Genomic DNA, 19,279 nt, shown 5'->3' on the forward strand with positions numbered 1-19,279 from the left:
ACGCCGGAAAAGTGGGTGAAACGGGATTTTAAGGGAAAAGACGGACGAAAAAAAACGCGGCTAGCCGCGTTTTTCTTCAATGTGATGAGCTAAAGAAAGCCGGTGACTAGCGTTACTTACTAACCTTGGTAGTAGTTCGCGGTGTCATAACCGGTTTGCCTTTCTCGCTCTTACATAGTGTTGGTGGTGGGCGGTGCAGAATTCGAATCTGCGACCCCTTGGATGTCGACCAAGTATTCTAACCAGCTGAACTAACCGCCCGTGGTGCTGCTAAAACTCTTTAAAGCTCTTTACTACCGCTAAAACCATCTTACTACATGTTCTGGTGGGCGGTGCAGAATTCGAATCTGCGACCCCTTGGATGTCGACCAAGTATTCTAACCAGCTGAACTAACCGCCCGAGGACTCGCATTATAGAGAGGGAAAACCACAAAAACAAGGGTCTAATGTAAAAACATTGCCCCGGGACCATGTGCTATAGTCGAACGGTCTTACAAAAGAGCAACTGTATGAAATTTTTGATCACATTTTTAACAAGCGCCCTGCTCTGCCTGGGCGCGGGTGTGGATGCATGGGCCGCCGAGCACGGCACGCGCGAGGAAGCCCTCGCCTTGATCGACAAGACCGCCGCCCACCTGATCGACGAGGGTCCCGAGAAGACCTTCTTCGAAGTGAGCAATCCCAAGGGACGCTTCACCTACCGCGACCTGTATATAGCGATCTACGATTTGCACGGCAAGGTGATGGCGCACGGCGCGCTGCCGCGGCTGGTCGGCGTCAACATCTACGATTACCGCGACGACGACGACAAATACTACATCCGCGAGATCCTGGACCGCGCCGCCAAGGGCCAGCAGGGTCCGGTGGACTATAAATGGATACATCCCGCCACCCGGCGCATGCAGGTCAAGTCGGCCTACTTCCGCCAAGTCGGCCTGTACGTGATCAGCGCCGGCACCTACCGCTAAGACCCATGCGCCAGGACACCGCCAGCGCCGCGCCGCGCGCCACCGACCCCGCCCACCTGCACGCCCACCGCGCGGGGGACGCGCGGCACCAGCACTACACGCGCGGGCGCAGCCTGAAGGTGCTGGGCTGGGCGCTATCGCTGACCCTGGGCTTCGCCTGCGTCGAGGTGGCGGCCGGCTTCATGGCCAATTCCCTGGCGCTGATCTCGGACGCCGGTCACATGGCCACCGACGCCGCGTCGCTGGGCCTGGCGCTGCTGGCGCAACTGATTTCCAAGCGGCCGCCGTCGGCGCGCTACTCCTTCGGCTTCGGCCGCGCCGAGGCGCTGGCCGCCTTCGTCAACGGGCTGGCCATGCTGGCGGTGGTGGCGTGGATCGTGTTCGAGGCGGCGCAGCGTTTCGCCGCGCCGCCGCAAGTGCGGGGCGGCACGGTGTTCGTGGTGGCGGGCATCGGCCTGGCCATCAATCTCGCGGTGGCCTGGGTGCTGTCGCACGACAAGGAAAGCATGAACACGCGCGCCGCGCTGGTGCACGTGCTGGGCGACCTGCTGGGCTCGATCGCGGCGCTGATCGCCGGCGCCGTGATCTGGTACACGGGCTGGATGCGAATCGACCCGCTGCTGTCGGTGCTGGTGTCGCTGCTGATATTGAAATCGACCTTCGGCATCCTGAAGGAGTCCTACCACCACCTGATGGAGGGCGTGCCCGAGCAGATCGATTACGTGAAAGTGGGCGCGGAGCTGGAGGCGATCGCCGGCGTGCTGTCGGTGCACGACCTGCACGTCTGGGCCATGTCGCCGGGGCAGCCGGCGCTGATTGGCCACGTCGAGATCGCGGACCTGCAACAATGGCCGGCCATCCTCGCGGCCATCAAGGCCATGCTGCTGGCCCGCCACGGCATCGACCACGTCACCCTGCAACCCGAAGCCGCCGGCCAACCCGCCCACGGCTGACGCCGCTTTGGGGTCAGACCCCAAAGCGGCGTCGACAGTGGGCGGAATCAAGCCCCATTGGGGGGCGGCCCCGAATGCCGCCCAGCCCGCTTTAGGCGCGGCGGGCCTCGAGCACGCCGCCCACCTCGGAGATCGCGGACAGGGCTTTTTGCAGCTGCGCCGTGGAGCCGATTTCGGCGGTGAAGGTCATGCGCGCCTGGCCCTTGGCGCTGGCGGTGTTGACGCCGATGACGTTGAGCTTCTCGCGCGAGAACACCTCGGAGATGTCGCGCAGCAGGCCCTGGCGGTCGCCCGCCAGCACGAAGATGCTGACCGGGTACACCGTGTCCGACACCGAACGCCCCCACTCCGTCACGATCACCCGCTCCGGCGCCTTGGCGCGCATCTCGGCGAAGTTCTTGCACGTGGAGCGGTGGATGGACACACCCTTGCCGCGCGTGACGAAGCCGACGATGCTGTCCGGCGGCGCCGGCTTGCAGCACTTGGCCAGCTGCGTCATCAGGCCCTCGGTGCCCACCACCAGCACGCCGGACTTGGCGCCCTGCTCCACGCTGGAGGCGCGGCTCTTGCCGACCACCACCGCGTCCTCCGGCACGGCCGGCTCGCCGCCGTCGTGCAGCGCCTGCTCCACGTGGCGCAGGCTGAACTCGTCCTTGCCCACCGACAGGAACAGGTCGTCCACCTTGGCGAAGCCCAGCTTGTTGGCCAGCGCCTCCAGGCTGACGGCGGTCTTGCCCTCGCGCTGCAGGGACTTCTCCACCAGCGCGCGGCCGTGCGACAGCGTCTCCTGCATGTCGATCGCGTGGAACCAGGCGCGCACCTTGGAGCGCGTGCGGCTGCTGACCGTATATTCGGGATTGAGCCAGTCGCGCGACGGGCCCGCCGTGCCGGGCGCGCCCTTGGCGGTGATGATCTCGCAGGTCTGGCCGTTGCGCAGCGGCGTGTTCAGCGGCACCATCACGCCGTCCACCCGCGCGCCGCGGCAACGATGGCCGACGTCGCTGTGCAGGTGATAGGCGAAGTCGATCGGCGTCGCGCCCACCGGCAGTTCCAGCACCCGCGCCTGCGGCGTGAGCACGAAGATGCGGTCGTCCAGCGCGGCCGATTTGAGCTTCTCCACCCACTCGCGCTGGATCTCCTCCTGGCCGACCACGGATTCGGCCACGTCCGATTTCCAGGCCAACAGCTGGCGCAGCCAGGCGATCTTCTCGTCGTACTTCTGGCCCTGGAAGTTGGAGCCGCCCTCCTCCTTGTAGCGCCAGTGCGCGGCCACGCCGTACTCGGCGAAGTTGTGCATCTCCTGGGTGCGGATCTGCACCTCCAGCGGGCGGCCGTCGTCGGCCGTCACCACCGTGTGCAGCGAGCGGTAGCCGTTGGGCTTGGGCCGCGAGATGTAGTCGTCGAATTCCTTGGGGATCGGGGTCCAGATGTTGTGGACCACGCCGAGCACCGTGTAGCAGGTCTTCACGTCGGCCACGATGACGCGGAAGGCGCGCACGTCGTACAGTTCCGTGAAGTCCAGCTCCTTGCCGCGCATCTTGCTCCAGATGCTGTAGATGTGCTTGGGCCGTCCGAACACCTCGGCCTGGATGCCGGCCGCGGCCAGCTCCGATTGCAGGCGCGTGATCGACGAGGTGACGAAGCCCTCGCGCATCATGCGCTTTTCCTCCAGCATCTTGGCGATGCGCTTGTACGTCTCCGGCTCGATGAAGCGGAACGCCAGGTCCTCCAGCTCCCACTTCAGCTGCCAGATGCCGAGCCGGTTGGCCAGCGGCGCGTACAGGTCCAGCGTTTCGCGGCCGTAGGCGCGCGTCAATTCGTCGAAGCGCTTGTTGTCGGCGAAGTAGCGCAGGGTCGTCACGCAGGACGCCAGGCGCACCAGCACCACGCGCATGTCGGAGGCCATCGCCAGCAGCATCTTGCGCAGCGTTTCCACCTGCGCCACGGCCTGCTGGGCCGCGTTCTTGCCGCGTCCCGGGCCGGCGCCGGCCGGCTGGGTCTGGGTCAGCTCGCGCAGCCGTATCAGCTGGCGCACGCCGCTCACCAGTTCGGCCACGGCGGGACCGAAGCGCGGCTCGATGGCCGGGGCCTGCTCGGGGTCGAGCAGGGTCAGTTCGAACATCAGGCCGGCGATGCGGGTCTCCGCGTCGATGCGCAGGAAGGCCAGCGTGCCGGCCACGCCCACGGCGAAGTCGAAGGCGCTCTGGCCGCTGCTGCAGGTCTTGTCGCCATACGCCTCGCTGGCTTGGTCGAGCGCGGCCAGGACCCGCGCGCCGTCTTCGGCGGACAGGCCCTGGACCAGCTGGTCCGACGTTGCGCTGTTCAGCGCTGCGATAGAAACCATGAAACCTCTTGCTTATAAAGCTCTATACGATGCGAAAGCGAATCAGCGCTGGGCTGCGACCACCACCACCTCGACCAGGCAGGCCGGGTTGGCCAGCTTGGCTTCCACGGTGGCGCGCGGCGGCGTGTGGCCGGGGGCGACCCAGGTGTCCCACACTTCGTTCAGGCCGGGGAACAGCGCCATGTCGGTGATGAACAGCTGGGTGCTGAGGATGCAGGTCTTGTCGCTGCCCGCCTCGGCCAGCAGGCGGTCCACGCTGGCCAGCACTTGCTGGGTCTGGCCCACGATGTCCTGGGTGGGATCGTCGGCGATCTGGCCGGCCAGGTAGACGGTGCCATTGTGGATGGCGATTTCGGACAGGCGCTTGCCCACGTGCAGTCGTTTGATTTCCATGCTAGGTGTTTCTTTCTGTTGTTGATCAATTCGGGTTGAGTAAAAACTTCCTCGCGATGGCGATCTGGTCGTCATGGAGGAAGGTGGGAGCGTGACCGACGTCCGGTATCTCCACCAGCGTGGCTTGTGGCCCGCGCCGCGTCATGTCTTCCGCCGTCGCGCGCGACAGCAGGTCGGATTGTTGTCCCCGCACCAGCAGGGTCGGGCAGCGGATCGCGTCGTACGCGGCCCACAGCCCCGCCTCGTCGGCCTTGGCCGACTCCGGCGTGGCCGAGCGGAACGGCAGCGCCAGGCCCATGTCGTAGTGGCGCACCCACTGGCCGTCGCGCTCGTCCCGCACCAGCACGTCGGCGGCCAGCTTGCGCCACTCGTCGTCGCTGTGCTCGCCGAACGGCAGCGACACGTCGCGCACGAACTTGGCGCCGGCCTCGAAGCTCGGGAAGCGCAGGTCCTGGCCGATGTAGTCGCCGATGCGCTGCAGCGCCACCGGGTCCAGCACCGGGCCGATGTCGTTGAGCACCAGCTTGCCGATCGGGCTGTCCGGCAGCGAGGCCAGGCCCATGCCGATCAGGCCGCCCATCGAGGTGCCGAACCAGTCCACGCTCTGGCGCTCGCCGTTGGCCAGCACGCGCGCGATCAGCGTCACCATGTCGGCCACGTATTGCGGCAGCCGGTACAGCTGGGGATTGCGCAGCTTGCCGGAGCGGCCGCGGCCGACCACGTCCGGGCACACCACCCGGTAGTCGCCGGCCAGCGCACGCGCCAGGTTGTCGAAGTCGTCGGAAACGCGGGTCACGCCGTGCACGCAGAGCAGCACGTTGGGATTGTCCTCGGCGCCCCATTCCTTGTAGGCCATCCGGTGCAGGCCGCTGGGCGAGATGCACTGGACAGACTTGATTTTGGCTTCAAGCATGCGATTTCCTTTTTTTCAATGCGACATTTTACAGGGTTACGCTTAAAATCCTAGGGAAGTGTAGCTCAGGCTTTTCCCCATAGACAACCCGCCCATCTCTTCAAGGACCAATCCATGACCAGTTCCCTCCTCATCGGCAAGACCGCCCTCGTGACCGGGTCCACCTCCGGCATCGGCCTGGGCATGGCGCGCGCGCTGGCCGCGCAAGGCGCCGACATCGTGTTCAACGGCTTCGGCGACAGCACCGAGATCGCGCAGCTGCAGCAGGACGTGGCGCGCGAATTCAAGGTGCAGACCGCCTACCACAACGCCGACATGTCCAAGGCCGGCGAGATCGAGGCCCTGTTCGCCTTCGCCAAGGACCGCTTCGGCGGCATCGACGTGCTGGTCAACAACGCCGGCATCCAGCACGTGGCCAACGTGGAGGACTTCCCGGTCGAGAAATGGGACTCCATCATCGCCATCAACCTGACCTCGGCCTTCCACACCTCGCGCCTGGCGCTGCCGCACATGCGCGCCAAGAACTGGGGCCGCATCATCAACCTGGCGTCGGCGCACGGCCTGGTGGGCTCGGCCGGCAAGTCGGCCTACGTGGCGGCCAAGCACGGCCTGGTGGGCCTGACCAAGGTGACCGCGCTGGAGACCGCGCAGACCGGCGTGACGGCCAACGCGATCTGCCCCGGCTTCGTGCTCACGCCGCTGGTGCAAAAGCAGGTCGACGCGCGCGCGCTGAAGGAGGGCTTGAGCAACGAGGAGGCCAAGCGCGCGCTGCTGGCCGACAAGCAGCCGTCGGGCGAGTTCGTCACGCCCGAGGAGCTGGGCGCGCTGGCGGTGTTCCTGTGCAGCGACGCGGCCAAGCAGGTGCGCGGCGTGGCGTGGAACATGGACGGCGGCTGGGTGGCGCAATGACGTCCGCGCGATGACCTCCGCGGCCGTGGCGGGGTAGCATTTCGTCTACGTGATCGCCACATTGTGGTTAACCTCAATAGTGATTGCCACAATAGTCCACAGCGTTATTTTCCCTCATGATCGGCCCCATTCACTACATCAATGGGGACCAGATCATGAAAAAACCATTCTACAAAGTCCTGTACATACAGGTACTTTTCGCCATCGCCTGCGGCGTGCTGCTGGGGATGTACTTCCCCACCGACGCCGTGGCCATGAAACCGCTGGGCGACGGCTTCATCAAGCTGATCAAGATGATCATCGCGCCGGTGATCTTCTGCACCGTGGTATCCGGCATCGCCGGCATGCAGGACGTTAAGAAAATCGGCCGCGTCGGCGGCAAGGCCCTGCTGTACTTCGAGGTGGTGTCCACCTTCGCGCTGGTGATCGGCCTGTTCGTCGCCAACATCCTGCGCCCCGGCGACGGCTTCAACGCCGACCCGGCCACCCTGGACGTCAAGTCCATCGCCCAGTACACGGAAAAGGCCAAGGCCCAGACCACCACCGACTTCGTGATGAACATCATCCCGAACACCATCGTGGACGCCTTCGCCAAGGGCGACATCCTGCAGGTGCTGCTGATCGCCATCCTGTTCGGTTTCGCGCTGTCCATGATGGGTGAGCGCGGCCGCCCGGTGGCCAAGTTCATCGACGACATCGCCCACGCCATCTTCGGCATGGTCAACATGGTGATGAAGCTGGCCCCGATCGGCGCGTTCGGCGCCATGGCCTTCACCATCGGCAAATACGGCGTCGCCTCGCTGAAGCCGCTGGCCTTCCTGATGGGCTCGTTCTACCTGACCTGCTTCCTGTTCGTGTTCGTCGTGCTGGGCGTGATCGCCAAGATGACCGGCTTCTCCATCGTCAAGTTCATCTCCTACATCAAAGAGGAACTGCTGATCGTGCTGGGCACCTCGTCGTCTGAAAGCGCCCTGCCCTCGCTGATGAAAAAACTGGAAAAACTGGGCTGCTCCAAGCCAGTGGTGGGCCTGGTGGTCCCGACCGGCTACTCCTTCAACCTGGACGGCACCAACATCTACATGACCATGGCCGCCCTGTTCGTGGCGCAGGCCACCAACACCGAGCTGACCCTGATGCAGGAACTGACCATCCTGGGCGTGGCGATGCTGACCTCGAAGGGCGCGTCCGGCATCACCGGCGCCGGCTTCATCACCCTGGCCGCGACCCTGGCCGTGGTGCCGACCATCCCGGTGGCGGGCATGGCGCTGATCCTGGGCATCGACCGCTTCATGAGCGAATGCCGCGCGCTGACCAACTTCGTCGGCAACGGCGTGGCCACCATGGTGGTGTCGAAGTGGGAAGGCGAGCTGGACATGGCAACCATGCACCGCGAACTGGCCAACCCGAGCCCGGCGAACACGACGGCCGAAGCGCCCGCCGCGCAACCGGCTCCAGTCAAGGTCGCCGCGTAACACCGCGGCCCCAAACGAAAACGGCACGCCGAGGCGTGCCGTTTTTTTATGCCTGAAGGATCACAGCGCCGAGAAATCCAGCTCGGTGCCGGTGGCGGCGGCGACCTGCTCGCGCGTCACGCCGGGCGCCAGCTCGGTCACCTTCAAGCCGCCGGGCGTCACTTCCAGCACGCCCAGGTCGGTGATGATCAAGTCCACCACGCCCACGCCGGTCAGCGGCAGGTCGCATTTCTTCAGCAGCTTGTGCGAGGTGCTGCCGTCCTTGGCGGTGGCCACGTGCTCCATCAGCACCACCACCCGCTTGACGCCGGCCACCAGGTCCATCGCGCCGCCCATGCCCTTGACCATTTTGCCGGGGATCATCCAGTTGGCCAGGTCGCCGTGCTCGGACACCTGCATCGCGCCCAGGATCGCCAGGTTGATCTTGCCGCCGCGGATCATGCCGAAGGAATCGGCCGAGCTGAAGAAGGCCGAGCCGGGCAGCGCCGTCACGGTCTGCTTGCCGGCGTTGATCAGGTCGGCGTCCACCTCCTCGTCGGTGGGGAACGGGCCGATGCCCAGCAGGCCGTTCTCCGACTGCAGGTACACCTCGATATCGGACGGCACATAGTTGGCCACCAGCGTGGGCAAACCGATGCCCAGGTTCACATAAAAACCGTCCTGCAGTTCCTTGGCCGCGCGCGCGGCCATTTCATCACGAGTCCATGCCATGTTCGTCTCCTCAGTTGGCGCGCACGGTGCGCTGTTCGATGCGTTTTTCCGGCGTCGCGTTGACGACGATGCGATGCACGAAAATGCCCGGGGTGTGCACTTCGTCCGGATCGATCTCACCGATTTCCACCAACTGCTCGACTTCAACGACGGTGATCTTGCCCGCGGCGGCCACGTTGGGATTGAAGTTGCGCGCGGTCTTGCGGTACACCAGGTTGCCGGCCTTGTCGGCCTTCCACGCCTTCACCAGCGACACGTCGGCCACCAGCGAGCGCTCCATCACGTACTGTTCGCCATCGAACTCGCGGATCTCCTTGCCGTCGGCGACGATGGTGCCGACGCCGGTCTTGGTGAAGAATGCCGGGATGCCGGCGCCGCCGGCGCGCAGCTTCTCGGCCAGCGTGCCCTGCGGCGTGAATTCCAGCTCCAGTTCGCCGGCCAGGTACTGGCGCGCGAATTCCTTGTTCTCGCCCACGTAGGACGCGACCATCTTGCGGATCTGGCGCGTCTCGAGCAGTTGGCCGAGGCCGAAACCGTCCACGCCGGCGTTGTTGGAGATGGCGGTCAGCTGCTTGGCGCCGGTGTCGCGCAGCGCGCCGATCAGCGCCTCCGGGATGCCGCACAGGCCGAAGCCGCCGACTGCGATGGTCTGGCCATCTTCGATGATGCCCGCCAGCGCGGCCGCGGCATCGGGATAAACTTTATTCATAGGTGTCCCTCGTCTTTTGTTAAGCTTGCACTGTTGTCCAGATGGCGTACCAGAATAGAATACGCCCTACAAAAGCACAATACAGTAGAAATACCAACGATGACCGAGACACGCACGATCGACTACGAGACGATTTTCCAGCAAGCCCCGGTGGGCATGTGCATTTCGGAGAACCGCATCATCCAGGCCTGCAACGCGGCGCTGGCCGCCATGTTCGGCTACAGCCGCGAACAACTGGACGGCCTGTCGTTCTGCCAGCTGTACCCGACGGTCGACGAGTTCGTGCGCACCGGCGACCGCATCATCCCCATCATGAACGCCAAGGGCCGCTATTCGGACGAGCGCATCATGCGCCGCGCGAACGGCGAACTGTTCTGGTGCCACGTGACGGGCCACGCGCTGAGGGCCAACGAGCCGCTGGGGCCGGGCATCTGGACCTTCGAGGATGTGAGCGAGAAGCGGCCGGTGACGGCGGAATTGACGCCGCGCGAGCGGGAGATCGCCGCGCTGCTGGTGGAGGGCAAGACCAGCAAGCTGATCGCGCGCCAGGTGGACCTGAGTCCGCGCACGGTGGAAATGCACCGCGCCCGCCTGATGCGCAAGTTCGAGGCGGCCACCTCGTCGGAACTGGTGCACAAGCTGGTGGGCCTGCACCTGTAGAGAGGGCTTGGGCCCTCTTTGCTACATGGCCGTCATGCCGTCGTCGGCCGAGATGACCGCGCCGTTGATGAAGTGGGAGTCCTCGCCGGCCAAGAGCAGCAGCAGGCCGTCCAGGTCCTCCGGCTTGCCGGGGCGGCGGCGCGGCAGCAGGTCGACCAGCTTGCGGCCCTGCTCGCTGGCGAAGTAATCCTCGTTGATCTCGGTCGAGATGTAGCCGGGGCAGATGGCGTTGGTGTTGATGCCGTATTTGCCCCACTCCACCGCCATGGCCTTGGTCATCTGCACCACGCCGGCCTTGCTCATGCAATACACGCCGATCTGCGGCAGCACCCGCAGGCCCGCCACCGACGCGATGTTGATGATGCGGTGCTGCTTCTTGGGGTCGCCCTTGGCGCGCGCGATCATGCGCTTGGCCGTTTCCTGCGCCACGAAGAAGGCGCCGCGCAGGTTGGTGTCCATGATGAAGGAGTAGTCGTCGGGCGTGACGTCGACCAGGCGTTGCGTGGTAGACACACCCGAGTTGTTGACCAGGATGTCGATCTGGCCCGCCTCCGTCTCCGCGTGCGCGATGGCCGATTTGATGCTGGCGTAGTCGGTCACGTCCAGCGCCACCACGTGGGCGGCGCCGCCGTCCGCCTCGATCTCGGCGCGCAGCTCCTTCAGCCGGTCGATCCGGCGCGAGGCAAGCACCACCTGGGCTCCCGCCTGCGCCAGCACCTTGGCGAAGCGGGCGCCGAGTCCGCTGGACGCGCCCGTCACCAGCGCGATTTTCCCCTCAAAATTGACTTCTATGCCCACGGCGCTACTCCTGTATCGGTTGTTGTCATTCACGCGGCGCGCGTGCGCGCTGTCTGTTCGTAATGATTACACAAAACGCCAGTATTAGATTGCGGCGTCTAAGATTGTCCCGCAAAATGGCGCCCAAGTTGCCAAAACCCGTAAAAAGAAGCACACTCGTGCTAATTTAAAAATCCCGCGTTACGGCTCGCGTAGAATCCGCAATACACTTACCTGAAAACCATGACCCAAAATCTCGTAGAACAATATGGCCCCCGCGACGCGATGGAATACGACGTCGTCATCGTGGGCGGCGGTCCCGCCGGCTTGGCCGCGGCGATCAAAATCAAGCAACTGGCCGCCGAAAAGGGCCAGGAAGTGTCCGTCGTCGTGCTGGAAAAAGGCGGCGAACTGGGCGCGCACACGCTGTCGGGCGCCATCATGGACCCGAAGGCGCTGACCGAACTGATCCCGAACTGGAAGGAACTGGGCGCGCCGCTGAACACGGCCGTGACCGAGGACCGCTTCATGCTGCTCACCGAGAGCAAGGCCTACAAGGCGCCCAACATGCTGCTGCCGGCCTGCTTCGAAAACCACGGCAACTACGTGGTCTCGCTGGGCAACGTGGTGCGCTGGCTGGGCCAGCAGGCCGAGGCGCTGGGCGTGGAGATCTTCCCCGGCTTCGCCGCCGCCGAGGTGCTGTACAACGAGGACGGCTCGGTCAAGGGCGTGGCCACCGGCAACATGGGCGTCAAGCGCGACGGCGAGGCCGGTCCGGACTTCCAGCTGGGCATGGAACTGCATGGCAAGTACACGCTGTTCGCCGAGGGCGCGCGCGGCCACCTGGGCAAGCAGCTGATCGCCAAGTACGACCTGAACAAGGGCAAGGACCCGCAATCGTACGGCATCGGCATCAAGGAACTGTGGGAAATCGACCCGGCCAAGCACCAGCCCGGCCTGGTGATCCACACCTCCGGCTGGCCGCTGGACACCAAGACCTACGGCGGCTCCTTCCTCTACCACCTGGAGAACAACCAGGTCGTGGTCGGCTACGTGGTGGGCCTGAACTATGAAAACCCCTATCTGTCGCCATACGAGGAATTCCAGCGCTACAAGACCCACCCGGCCATCCGCGGCTTCTTCGAGGGCGCCAAACGCATCTCCTACGGCGCGCGCGCCATCACCGCCGGCGGCCTGCAATGCCTGCCCAAGCTGGTGTTCCCGGGCGGCGCGCTGATCGGCTGCGACGCCGGCTTCCTGAACATGAGCCGCATCAAGGGCTCGCACGCCGCCATCAAGACCGGCATGCTGGCCGCCGAATCCGTGTTCGCCGCGCTGGGCGAGAACCGCCAGCACGACGAGCTGGTGTCCTACCCGGTCAAGTTCGAGCAGTCCTGGCTGCACGAGGAACTGCACGTGGCGCGCAACGTCAAGCCGTGGCTGAGCAAGGGCCTGTACCTGGGCTCCATCATGACCGGCATCGACCAGCTGATCTTCCGCGGCAAGGCGCCATGGACGCTGCACCACAGCCACGCCGACCACGAATGCCTGAAGCCGGCCTCGCAGTTCCAGCCGATCAGCTATCCCAAGCCGGACGGCAAGCTGACCTTCGACCGCCTGTCGTCGGTGTTCATCTCGAACACCAACCACGCCGAGGACCAGCCCATCCACCTGACCTTGAAGAACAACAGCATCCCGGTCGACGTCAACCTGGCCAAGTACGCGGGACCGGAGGCGCGCTACTGCCCGGCCGGCGTGTACGAGTTCATCAAGACCGACGAGGGCCAGGACCGGCTGCAGATCAACGCCCAGAACTGCGTCCACTGCAAGACCTGCGACATCAAGGATCCGACCCAGAACATCGTCTGGGTGACGCCGGAGGGCGGCGGCGGTCCGAACTATCCAAACATGTAATTTCTGGCAATATTACAACGGCGCGGCGCCCCCTGGCCCGCGCCGTTGTCGTTTCCGCGCCAATATAAACCGCCGATACCAAAGCCATTCCGACAAGAATTTCCCCCAAGGATGTGTTTCGGACCATAATCCTTGGATGCGCCGGCGCCGGGCCGCCAACAAAATTAAAAATATCTTCGGAATTTCTTCAAAGCATTTAATGTCCGGTCCGAAATGGTCGTCTTGTACTTGGGAGAGCGCAAATTAGCTAGCTGCTCTGAACTGAACCCACCTACCAGGAGTTTTTCATGCTGAGTCTTCACACCAACAATGCGGCGCTGTCCGCGCAAAACTCGATCTCCCGGACCCAGAGCAACCTGTCCACGTCGATGACCCGCCTGAGCACCGGCTACCGCATCAACTCGGCAATGGACGATGCTGCTGGCCTGCAGATCGCGACCCGCCTGCAAGCGCAAACCAGTGGCATGAACATGGCCATGCGCAACACGCAGAATTCGATTTCCATGATCCAGACCGCCGACGGCGCGCTGGACGAGACCACCAGCATCCTGGTGCGCATGAAGGACCTGGCGACCCAGGCCGCCGACGGCTCCGCCGCCGACACCGACCGCACCGCGATGCAGTCGGAATACGACGCCCTGACGGACGAGCTGACCAACATCATCAGCAACACCTCCTTCGGCGGCACCACGCTGCTGAGCAGCAAGGCCGACAGCAAGTTCAACGTCGCCATCACCTTCCAGATCGGCTCGGCCGAATCGGAAACCATGGACGTCGACCTGGCCACCATGCTGGGCACCATGCACACCGACCTGACCGCCACCAACGCCGGCCACACGTTCGATGCGGGCGGCGTCGTCGGTGCCGGCGCCGGCACCGGCATCGCCGCGCTGGCCGACGCCAACAACATGATCTCCACGCTGGACACCGCGATCGAGTCCGTGTCGACCGTGCGTTCCGCCCTGGGCGCCGCCGCCAACCGCCTCGACCACGTGTACAATAACTTGTCCAATATGTCGACCAACACGAAGAACGCCTCCGGCCGCATCATGGACGTCGACTTCGCGACGGAAAGCGCATCGATGATGTCGAGCCAGATGCTGCTGCAGGCCGGCACCGCGATGTTGAAACAAAGCAACAGCCAGTCCTCGCTGGTTCTGTCCCTGCTGCAATAATGTTGTAGCAGTGCTCTCCGGGGCGCTTACGCGCCCGGGAACGCAAGAGCCAACCGGACAGACGGTTGGCTTTTTTTATAGCCTCATCGGCACGAGATGGCTTCATGGCAATAGACCGACTTTCGCCGCCCGCTGCGACGCTGACGATACCGGAACGCATAGTCCGGGAACAACCTGGCCAGGCCCAGGTGATCCCCCCTGTCGCGACGGTCGCCGGCGAGGAAGCCAGCTTCACGCTGCCCCCCGGTCTGCCCGCCGCCATCGGGGCATTGGTGGATGCGCCCGATGGCGTGCTGCGGCAGAACGGCCCCGGCGCGCTGGCCGGCCTGCTGCAGGCCCAGTCCGGCCACCTGGCGGACCCGGCCTCCCTGCGCCCGGACCAATTGCAAATGTCGCGCCAGCTGGTCTGGCAACAACCCGACGCCGCCACCATGGCCATTTCCTGGCAGGTGATGGTGCGCACCTACGGCGAGCAGCGCGCCGCGCTGCAGGACCAGGCCGCCGGCCAGAAATTGCCGTCCGGCCTGTTCATGACCGAGCACGCCCAGGCCGTCGTGCGCGACGGCCGTGAGGGCCGCGCCGCGCCGGCCATGGTGAGCGAACTGGAATCGTGGCGTTTCGCCGTGTACGCGTGGGGCGCCGAGAAACTGGTGCTGCGCGTGGTGTCGCGCGATCCCGGCGAGGAGGAGGAGCCGCGCCGCCGCCGCGCCCGCATCGCCATCCGCCTCGAGCTGCACCTGCCCGGCATGGGCAAGGTGCTGGTGCAGATGGAACCGTCCGGCGACGGCGTGGTGCTGGAGATCGGCGCCAACCAGAACGCCGCCATGCAATACATGCGCGACCTGCTGCCCCAGCTGGCCGCCATCATTTCCCGCAACGGCCTGTCGCTGGTGCGCTGCCACCTGATGCGCGAACTGGCGCCGGTGCGCGAGGAATACAACAATCCGACCCGGGTGCAGACCGCGATGCTGACCCAGTCCGTCTTCAAGTCCATGGCCGAGGTGGCCGTGCTGCTGTCGCAGCCGCAGCAGCCCAGGGACTTGTTCTCCGAATCCGCCTGACCCGGTCCCGGTTTAACCCACCGTCCCGATGATGCTGACCTCGCGGTTCTCCGGCACCTCGTTGTAGGACAGCACATGCAGGCCCGGCGCGAACAGGCGGGCGTAGCGCGCCAGCAAGGGCCGTATCTGCGGCAGCACCAGCAGCAGCGGCGGCGTGGCCTGCTGCTTCATCTGTTCGCGCGCCACCGGCATGTTGACCTGCAGCTGCGCCAGCAGGTGCGGATCGATAGGATAGTTGTCCAGCACCACCTTGCCGCTCTGGCGCGCCTGGTTCAGCGAGCCCAACAGCATGTTCTCCAGCTCGCCGCCCAGGTTGAAGGCCAGCATCTCGGTGCGCTGCCCGAACAGGCCGGTGACGATCTGGCGCCGCAGCGCGCAGCGCACCTCGGCCGCCAGCAGGATCGGGTCCTTGGTGGTCTCCGAGCTGTCCAGCAAGGTGGTGGCGATGGGCACGATGTCCTTGAGCGACACGTTTTCCGTCAGCAGCACGCGGAACACGCGCAGCAGCTGGGTGTGGGTGAGCGCCTTGTCCAGCTGGCCGGCCAGTTTGGGCGCCAGCGCCGTCAGCCGCTCCAGGATGGCCGGCACGTCCTCGTGGCGGAACAGTTCCGGCAGGTATTCGCGGATCAGCTTGGAGACGTGGGTGGCGATCGCGCTCGGCGCCTCCACCACCTGGTAGCCCATGCCCAGCGCGTTGGCCTTCTCGCCCTGCTCGATCCACGTGACCGGCATGCCGTAGGCCGGCTCGACGCCCGGGATGCCGTCGATCTTGCCGTACACGGTGGGCGACGGGATCGCCATCAGCCGGTCCGGGAACACCTCGGCGGTCGACACCACGCTGCCCGACAGCACCACCGCGTACTGCGACGGCTTCAGGCCCAGGTCGTCGCGCACGACGATCGCCGGCAGCACCATGCCCATGGCCTCCGACAGGCTTTGCCGCACGCCGCGGATGCGCTTGGTCAGCGGCTCGCCGTGGGCCTTGTCGATCATGCCCACCAGCTTGTAGCCCAGGGTCAGCTGCAGCGGCTGCACGGCCGGCAGCGACTGCCATTCCAGCTCGGGCGCCTTTTCCTCGCGCAGCGCGGCCTCGATGGCCTGGATCGCCGTGTTGTCCGGCGCCTGCACCTTGTTGGCCAGCTTCCAGGCCACATAGCCCAGCACGATGGCGAAGGTCATGAACATCAGCGACGGCATGCCCGGCACCACGGCCAGGATCACCATCAGGCCGGCCGCGCTGCCCAGCACGCTTGGCGAGGCCAGCAGCTGGTTGCCGACGGTTTCCTCGAAGTCGCCGGAATCGCTGATGCGGGTCACCAGGATGGCCGAGGCGGCCGACAGCAGCAGCGCCGGGATCTGCGCCACCAGGCCGTCGCCGATGGTCAGCAGCGCGTACTGGCGGAAGGCGTCGCCGAACGACATGTTCTGCATCAGCGCGCCGATCGCCACGCCGCCCACCATGTTGATGATCAGGATCAGGATCGAGGCCACGGCGTCGCCGCGCACGAACTTGGAGGCGCCGTCCATGGCGCCGTAGAAGTCGGCCTCCATGGCCACGTCGCGGCGCCGCTCCTGGGCCTTTTCCTGGTTGATCAGGCCGGCGTTCAGGTCGGCGTCGATCGCCATCTGCTTGCCCGGCAACGCGTCCAGCGTGAAGCGGGCCGACACCTCGGAGATCCGCTCGGCGCCCTTGGTCACCACCACGAAGTTAATGATCATCAAGATCACGAACACCACGATGCCGACCACGAAGTTGCCGCCGATGACGACATTGCCGAAGGCCTCGATCACGCGGCCGGCCGCGTGCGTGCCCTCGTGGCCGTGCAGCAGCACCACCCGGGTGGAGGCCACGTTCAAGGTCAGCCGCATCAGGGTGGTGGCCAGGATCACGGTCGGGAACACCGAGAAGTCCAGCGGCCGCTTGGCGGTGACGCTGACCAGGATCACGATCAGCGCCAGCACGATGTTGAACGTGAACAGCACGTCCAGCAGGATGGGCGGCAGCGGCAGGATGATCATCCCGAGGATGGCCATCACGAAGATGGGCGTGGCGAACTTGTGACGGCGCAGCTCTGCGACGATCTTGTTCAGGAGATTCATGCGGGTGGGACCTCACTCATGGAAGCTGGCACGGCAACTTCGTTGGGGAATGCCGGCTGGACGTTGCGGCGTCCGGCGCGGAAAGCTTGTAACTGCAGCACATAATTCAGCACCTGCGAGACGGCCTGGTACAGCTGCACCGGGATCTGCTGGTTGACCTGGCTGGTATTGTAAATGGCCCGCGCCAGCGGCGGCAGGGCCAGCACCTCGATCTTGTGCTCCTCGGCGATCTGGCGGATGTACAGCGCCATCTCGTCCACGCCCTTGGCCAGCACAAACGGCGCCTCGGCGCGCTGCTCGTCGTATTTCAGGGCCACCGCGTAGTGCTCCGGGTTGACGATCACCACGTCGGCGTTGGGCACGGTCTTGCGCGCGGCGCGCTGCGACATCGCGCGCTGCAGCTGGCGGATGCGGTTGCGCACCTCGGGCCGGCCCTCGTTGCTCTTGTACTCCTCCTTCAAGTCCTGCTTGCTCATGCGCTGGTTCTTGGCGAAGAAGAAGGCCTGCGCCGGCACGTCGATGATGGCGAACATGATGAACACCGACACCAGCGCCATCAGCCCGTCCAGCATCAGCCGCGAGCCCGACAGCAAGGCCTCGTTCAGCGGCAGCGACTGCAGCCGCGTGTAGTCGGCCAGGGTCGAGGTCGCCACATGCACCAGCACCCAGCACAGCACCACCGACTTGGCCACCGACAGCCCGAACTCGAACCAGTGCTTGCCCGAGAACAGCCGGCCCAGGTTGGTCACCGGGGAAAAGCGCTCCAGCTTGGGTTCCCAGTGCTTGCTGGAGAACACCCAGCCGCCCGGCACCAGGCCGCCCAGGACGATGGCCAGCGGCACCACGAACAGCGGCACGATCATCTTGATCAACAGCCACATGGCGGTGGCGAAAATGGTGGAACCGGTGTTCTCCAGCGCGCCCTCGGCCTCGAAGGTCGCGAAGCTCTGGTGGAACAGCTCTCGGAAATCCAGCATATAGGACGGCAGCAGCCAGATGAACAGCTTGAGCGTGACCAGGATGCCGAGCGCGGTGGCCAGGTCGCGCGAACGCACCACCTGCCCCTCCTCGCGCGACTTCTTGAGCTTCTGCGCCGAGGCCTTTTCTGACTTGTCGCCGGTGCTGTTCTCAGCCATTGCCCGCCGCCCTCGCCGCCACCTGCGCGGCTATCGTCATTTGCTGCTGGATCATCTCCAGCACCCGCCCCGACATGCGCACATAGTGCTCGGGGATGAAACGCACCACCTGGGCCAGCATGACCAGGCCGAACAGCGTGATCACGGAAAAGCCCAGCGAAAACAGGTTCAGCGTGGGCGCCACCCGGTTCAGGAAACCGAAGCCGATCTGCACCACCATGGTGGAGAACACGATGGGGATGGCCAGCAGCATGGCCGCCGCGAACACCCACGCCACGTTCCAGGCCACCGTCTGCAGCAGCAGCGGCCCGTAGCCGCCGCCCAGCGGCCAGGCCTGGAAGCTGCCGCCGATGACGCCGGCGATCACCAGGTGGCCGTCGATGGCGAAGAACACGATGATGGACAGCATCGTCAGCAGCGCCGACACCACGTCCGACGACTGGCCGTTGACGGGGTCGTTCATCACCGCCATCGAGAAGCCGATCTGGCTGGACACCATATAGCCCAACACCATCACCGCCGACATGCTGTAGAAGAACGCCAAGCCCAGCACGCCGCCGATCACCGCCTGCTCCAGCGTGGCGGCCACGCCGGCCATCGAGATCGGGTCGATCGGCAGCGCGTTGCGCGTCAGCGGCAGCATCAGCACCGACAGCACCAGGGCCAGCAGCACGCGCACCGTGACCGGCACCATGGCCTCGCCGATGACGGGCGCGGCGGCCAGCATGGCCAGCACGCGCACGAAGGGCCACCACCACGCGTTCAGCAGCGACGGCAGGGCGGCCAGGATCTCTTCCATCGGCCCGCGTCCTCAGCCGACCAGCGTGGCCGCGCGCGTGAAGACGGAAACGCAGTAGTCCATCAGGTAGCCCGCCATCCAGCGCCCGGCCAGGATCAGCGCCAGCAGCGTCACCAGCAGGCGCGGCAGGAAGCTCAGGGTCTGCTCGTTGATCTGCGTGGCGGCCTGCACCAGCGACACCAGCAGGCCCGTGACCAGGCCCGGCACCACCAGCACCAGCACCAGCACCATCACGATGTGCAGCGATTCGACCACCAGGTCGACCGCCATGTCCGGCGTCAGCAT

Annotated in this window: 18 protein-coding genes and 2 tRNA genes; 8 read left to right on the plus strand and 12 right to left on the minus strand. The window is 65.2% G+C overall.

The genetic code is table 11. The annotated features are described in order from the left end of the window. Positions 1-184: 184 nt before the first annotated feature. Positions 185-261, minus strand: a tRNA-Val gene (locus BM436_RS08915). A 62-nt stretch (positions 262-323) separates the two neighbouring features. Continuing rightward, positions 324-400, minus strand: a tRNA-Val gene (locus tag BM436_RS08920). A gap of 109 nt (positions 401-509) precedes the next feature. On the opposite strand from BM436_RS08920, the gene BM436_RS08925 reads away from it, so the two are divergent. Both BM436_RS08925 and BM436_RS08930 read left to right on the plus strand, forming a co-directional pair. Next, positions 510-968 (plus strand): cache domain-containing protein, encoded by a 459-nt coding sequence (locus BM436_RS08925; protein WP_177307068.1) that lies wholly within the window; start codon positions 510-512, stop codon positions 966-968. A gap of 5 nt (positions 969-973) precedes the next feature. Next, positions 974-1,921, plus strand: coding sequence for a cation diffusion facilitator family transporter (locus BM436_RS08930; RefSeq protein ID WP_093555154.1), 948 nt, complete (start codon positions 974-976; stop codon positions 1,919-1,921). Positions 1,922-2,012: 91 nt separating this feature from the next. On the opposite strand, the gene BM436_RS08935 is transcribed toward BM436_RS08930, so the two are convergent. Genes BM436_RS08935 through BM436_RS08945 form a run of 3 tightly spaced genes read right to left on the minus strand, consistent with a single transcriptional unit; the run spans position 2,013 to position 5,571 of the window. After that, a complete protein-coding gene (locus BM436_RS08935) occupies positions 2,013-4,265 on the minus strand; it encodes a RelA/SpoT family protein (protein WP_093555155.1) in 2,253 nt (750 codons plus the stop codon). Positions 4,266-4,307: 42 nt separating this feature from the next. Then, positions 4,308-4,658: a RidA family protein gene (locus tag BM436_RS08940; RefSeq protein ID WP_093555156.1), complete on the minus strand. Its 351-nt coding sequence runs from the start codon at positions 4,656-4,658 to the stop codon at positions 4,308-4,310. A 25-nt stretch (positions 4,659-4,683) separates the two neighbouring features. Beyond that, positions 4,684-5,571: an alpha/beta fold hydrolase gene (locus tag BM436_RS08945; RefSeq protein ID WP_093555157.1), complete on the minus strand. Its 888-nt coding sequence runs from the start codon at positions 5,569-5,571 to the stop codon at positions 4,684-4,686. Between the two features lie 114 nt (positions 5,572-5,685). Between BM436_RS08945 and BM436_RS08950 the strand changes: the two genes are divergently transcribed. After that, entirely contained in the window at positions 5,686-6,480 is a 795-nt protein-coding gene (locus BM436_RS08950; RefSeq protein WP_093555158.1) for a 3-hydroxybutyrate dehydrogenase, read from the plus strand. A gap of 152 nt (positions 6,481-6,632) precedes the next feature. After that, complete coding sequence (locus BM436_RS08955; RefSeq protein ID WP_229489790.1) at positions 6,633-7,952, plus strand: dicarboxylate/amino acid:cation symporter; 1,320 nt, start codon at positions 6,633-6,635, stop codon at positions 7,950-7,952. Between the two features lie 60 nt (positions 7,953-8,012). On the opposite strand, the gene BM436_RS08960 is transcribed toward BM436_RS08955, so the two are convergent. Beyond that, a complete protein-coding gene (locus tag BM436_RS08960) occupies positions 8,013-8,663 on the minus strand; it encodes a CoA transferase subunit B (RefSeq protein ID WP_093555159.1) in 651 nt (216 codons plus the stop codon). A 10-nt stretch (positions 8,664-8,673) separates the two neighbouring features. Then, positions 8,674-9,372, minus strand: coding sequence for a CoA transferase subunit A (locus BM436_RS08965; RefSeq protein ID WP_093555160.1), 699 nt, complete (start codon positions 9,370-9,372; stop codon positions 8,674-8,676). A gap of 99 nt (positions 9,373-9,471) precedes the next feature. Between BM436_RS08965 and BM436_RS08970 the strand changes: the two genes are divergently transcribed. After that, on the plus strand, positions 9,472-10,032 hold the full coding sequence (locus BM436_RS08970; protein WP_093555161.1) for a LuxR C-terminal-related transcriptional regulator: 561 nt from the start codon (positions 9,472-9,474) through the stop codon (positions 10,030-10,032). Positions 10,033-10,053: 21 nt separating this feature from the next. On the opposite strand, the gene BM436_RS08975 is transcribed toward BM436_RS08970, so the two are convergent. Continuing rightward, on the minus strand, positions 10,054-10,830 hold the full coding sequence (locus BM436_RS08975; RefSeq protein WP_093555162.1) for an SDR family oxidoreductase: 777 nt from the start codon (positions 10,828-10,830) through the stop codon (positions 10,054-10,056). A 264-nt stretch (positions 10,831-11,094) separates the two neighbouring features. Between BM436_RS08975 and BM436_RS08980 the strand changes: the two genes are divergently transcribed. The 3 genes from BM436_RS08980 (at position 11,095) to fliK (ending at position 14,959) form a co-directional block, all read left to right on the plus strand. Continuing rightward, entirely contained in the window at positions 11,095-12,723 is a 1,629-nt protein-coding gene (locus BM436_RS08980; RefSeq protein WP_093555163.1) for an electron transfer flavoprotein-ubiquinone oxidoreductase, read from the plus strand. Positions 12,724-13,010: 287 nt separating this feature from the next. Further along, positions 13,011-13,898, plus strand: coding sequence for a flagellin N-terminal helical domain-containing protein (locus BM436_RS08985; protein WP_093555164.1), 888 nt, complete (start codon positions 13,011-13,013; stop codon positions 13,896-13,898). 104 nt (positions 13,899-14,002) lie between these two features. Then, positions 14,003-14,959: a flagellar hook-length control protein FliK gene (gene fliK / locus BM436_RS08990; RefSeq protein WP_093555165.1), complete on the plus strand. Its 957-nt coding sequence runs from the start codon at positions 14,003-14,005 to the stop codon at positions 14,957-14,959. A 12-nt stretch (positions 14,960-14,971) separates the two neighbouring features. Here fliK and BM436_RS08995 read toward each other — a convergent pair whose 3' ends face one another. From BM436_RS08995 to fliQ, 4 genes are read right to left on the minus strand one after another with little or no spacing between them, the layout of a single operon-like run. Beyond that, positions 14,972-17,059, minus strand: coding sequence for a flagellar biosynthesis protein FlhA (locus BM436_RS08995; RefSeq protein WP_093555166.1), 2,088 nt, complete (start codon positions 17,057-17,059; stop codon positions 14,972-14,974). Then, entirely contained in the window at positions 17,056-18,195 is a 1,140-nt protein-coding gene (locus BM436_RS09000) for an EscU/YscU/HrcU family type III secretion system export apparatus switch protein (RefSeq protein WP_093555167.1), read from the minus strand. The genes BM436_RS08995 and BM436_RS09000 overlap by 4 nt, the downstream gene beginning before the upstream one ends. Beyond that, complete coding sequence (locus tag BM436_RS09005) at positions 18,188-18,994, minus strand: flagellar biosynthetic protein FliR (RefSeq protein ID WP_093555168.1); 807 nt, start codon at positions 18,992-18,994, stop codon at positions 18,188-18,190. Before BM436_RS09005 ends, BM436_RS09000 begins: the two co-directional genes overlap by 8 nt. Positions 18,995-19,006: 12 nt before the next feature. Further along, the gene (gene fliQ, locus BM436_RS09010) at positions 19,007-19,279 is read right to left on the minus strand and encodes a flagellar biosynthesis protein FliQ (protein WP_093555169.1); all 273 of its coding nucleotides are present in this window, start codon (positions 19,277-19,279) and stop codon (positions 19,007-19,009) included.

Origin of the sequence: Pseudoduganella namucuonensis, assembly GCF_900116645.1 — a bacterium.
Classification (GTDB): Bacteria; Pseudomonadota; Gammaproteobacteria; order Burkholderiales; family Burkholderiaceae_D; genus Rugamonas; species Rugamonas namucuonensis.

What these genes read in the sequence shown, in the direction of transcription:
- BM436_RS08925 (WP_177307068.1), top strand. Translation starts at nt 510, where the DNA reads ATGAAATTTTTGATCACATTTTTAACAAGCGCCCTGCTCTGCCTGGGC.
- BM436_RS08930 (WP_093555154.1), top strand. Translation starts at nt 974, where the DNA reads ATGCGCCAGGACACCGCCAGCGCCGCGCCGCGCGCCACCGACCCCGCC.
- BM436_RS08935 (WP_093555155.1), bottom strand. Translation starts at nt 4,265, where the DNA reads ATGGTTTCTATCGCAGCGCTGAACAGCGCAACGTCGGACCAGCTGGTC.
- BM436_RS08940 (WP_093555156.1), bottom strand. Translation starts at nt 4,658, where the DNA reads ATGGAAATCAAACGACTGCACGTGGGCAAGCGCCTGTCCGAAATCGCC.
- BM436_RS08945 (WP_093555157.1), bottom strand. Translation starts at nt 5,571, where the DNA reads ATGCTTGAAGCCAAAATCAAGTCTGTCCAGTGCATCTCGCCCAGCGGC.
- BM436_RS08950 (WP_093555158.1), top strand. Translation starts at nt 5,686, where the DNA reads ATGACCAGTTCCCTCCTCATCGGCAAGACCGCCCTCGTGACCGGGTCC.
- BM436_RS08960 (WP_093555159.1), bottom strand. Translation starts at nt 8,663, where the DNA reads ATGGCATGGACTCGTGATGAAATGGCCGCGCGCGCGGCCAAGGAACTG.
- BM436_RS08965 (WP_093555160.1), bottom strand. Translation starts at nt 9,372, where the DNA reads ATGAATAAAGTTTATCCCGATGCCGCGGCCGCGCTGGCGGGCATCATC.
- BM436_RS08970 (WP_093555161.1), top strand. Translation starts at nt 9,472, where the DNA reads ATGACCGAGACACGCACGATCGACTACGAGACGATTTTCCAGCAAGCC.
- BM436_RS08980 (WP_093555163.1), top strand. Translation starts at nt 11,095, where the DNA reads ATGGAATACGACGTCGTCATCGTGGGCGGCGGTCCCGCCGGCTTGGCC.
- BM436_RS08985 (WP_093555164.1), top strand. Translation starts at nt 13,011, where the DNA reads ATGCTGAGTCTTCACACCAACAATGCGGCGCTGTCCGCGCAAAACTCG.
- fliK (WP_093555165.1), top strand. Translation starts at nt 14,003, where the DNA reads ATGGCAATAGACCGACTTTCGCCGCCCGCTGCGACGCTGACGATACCG.
- BM436_RS08995 (WP_093555166.1), bottom strand. Translation starts at nt 17,059, where the DNA reads ATGAATCTCCTGAACAAGATCGTCGCAGAGCTGCGCCGTCACAAGTTC.
- BM436_RS09000 (WP_093555167.1), bottom strand. Translation starts at nt 18,195, where the DNA reads ATGGCTGAGAACAGCACCGGCGACAAGTCAGAAAAGGCCTCGGCGCAG.
- BM436_RS09005 (WP_093555168.1), bottom strand. Translation starts at nt 18,994, where the DNA reads ATGGAAGAGATCCTGGCCGCCCTGCCGTCGCTGCTGAACGCGTGGTGG.
- fliQ (WP_093555169.1), bottom strand. Translation starts at nt 19,279, where the DNA reads ATGCTGACGCCGGACATGGCGGTCGACCTGGTGGTCGAATCGCTGCAC.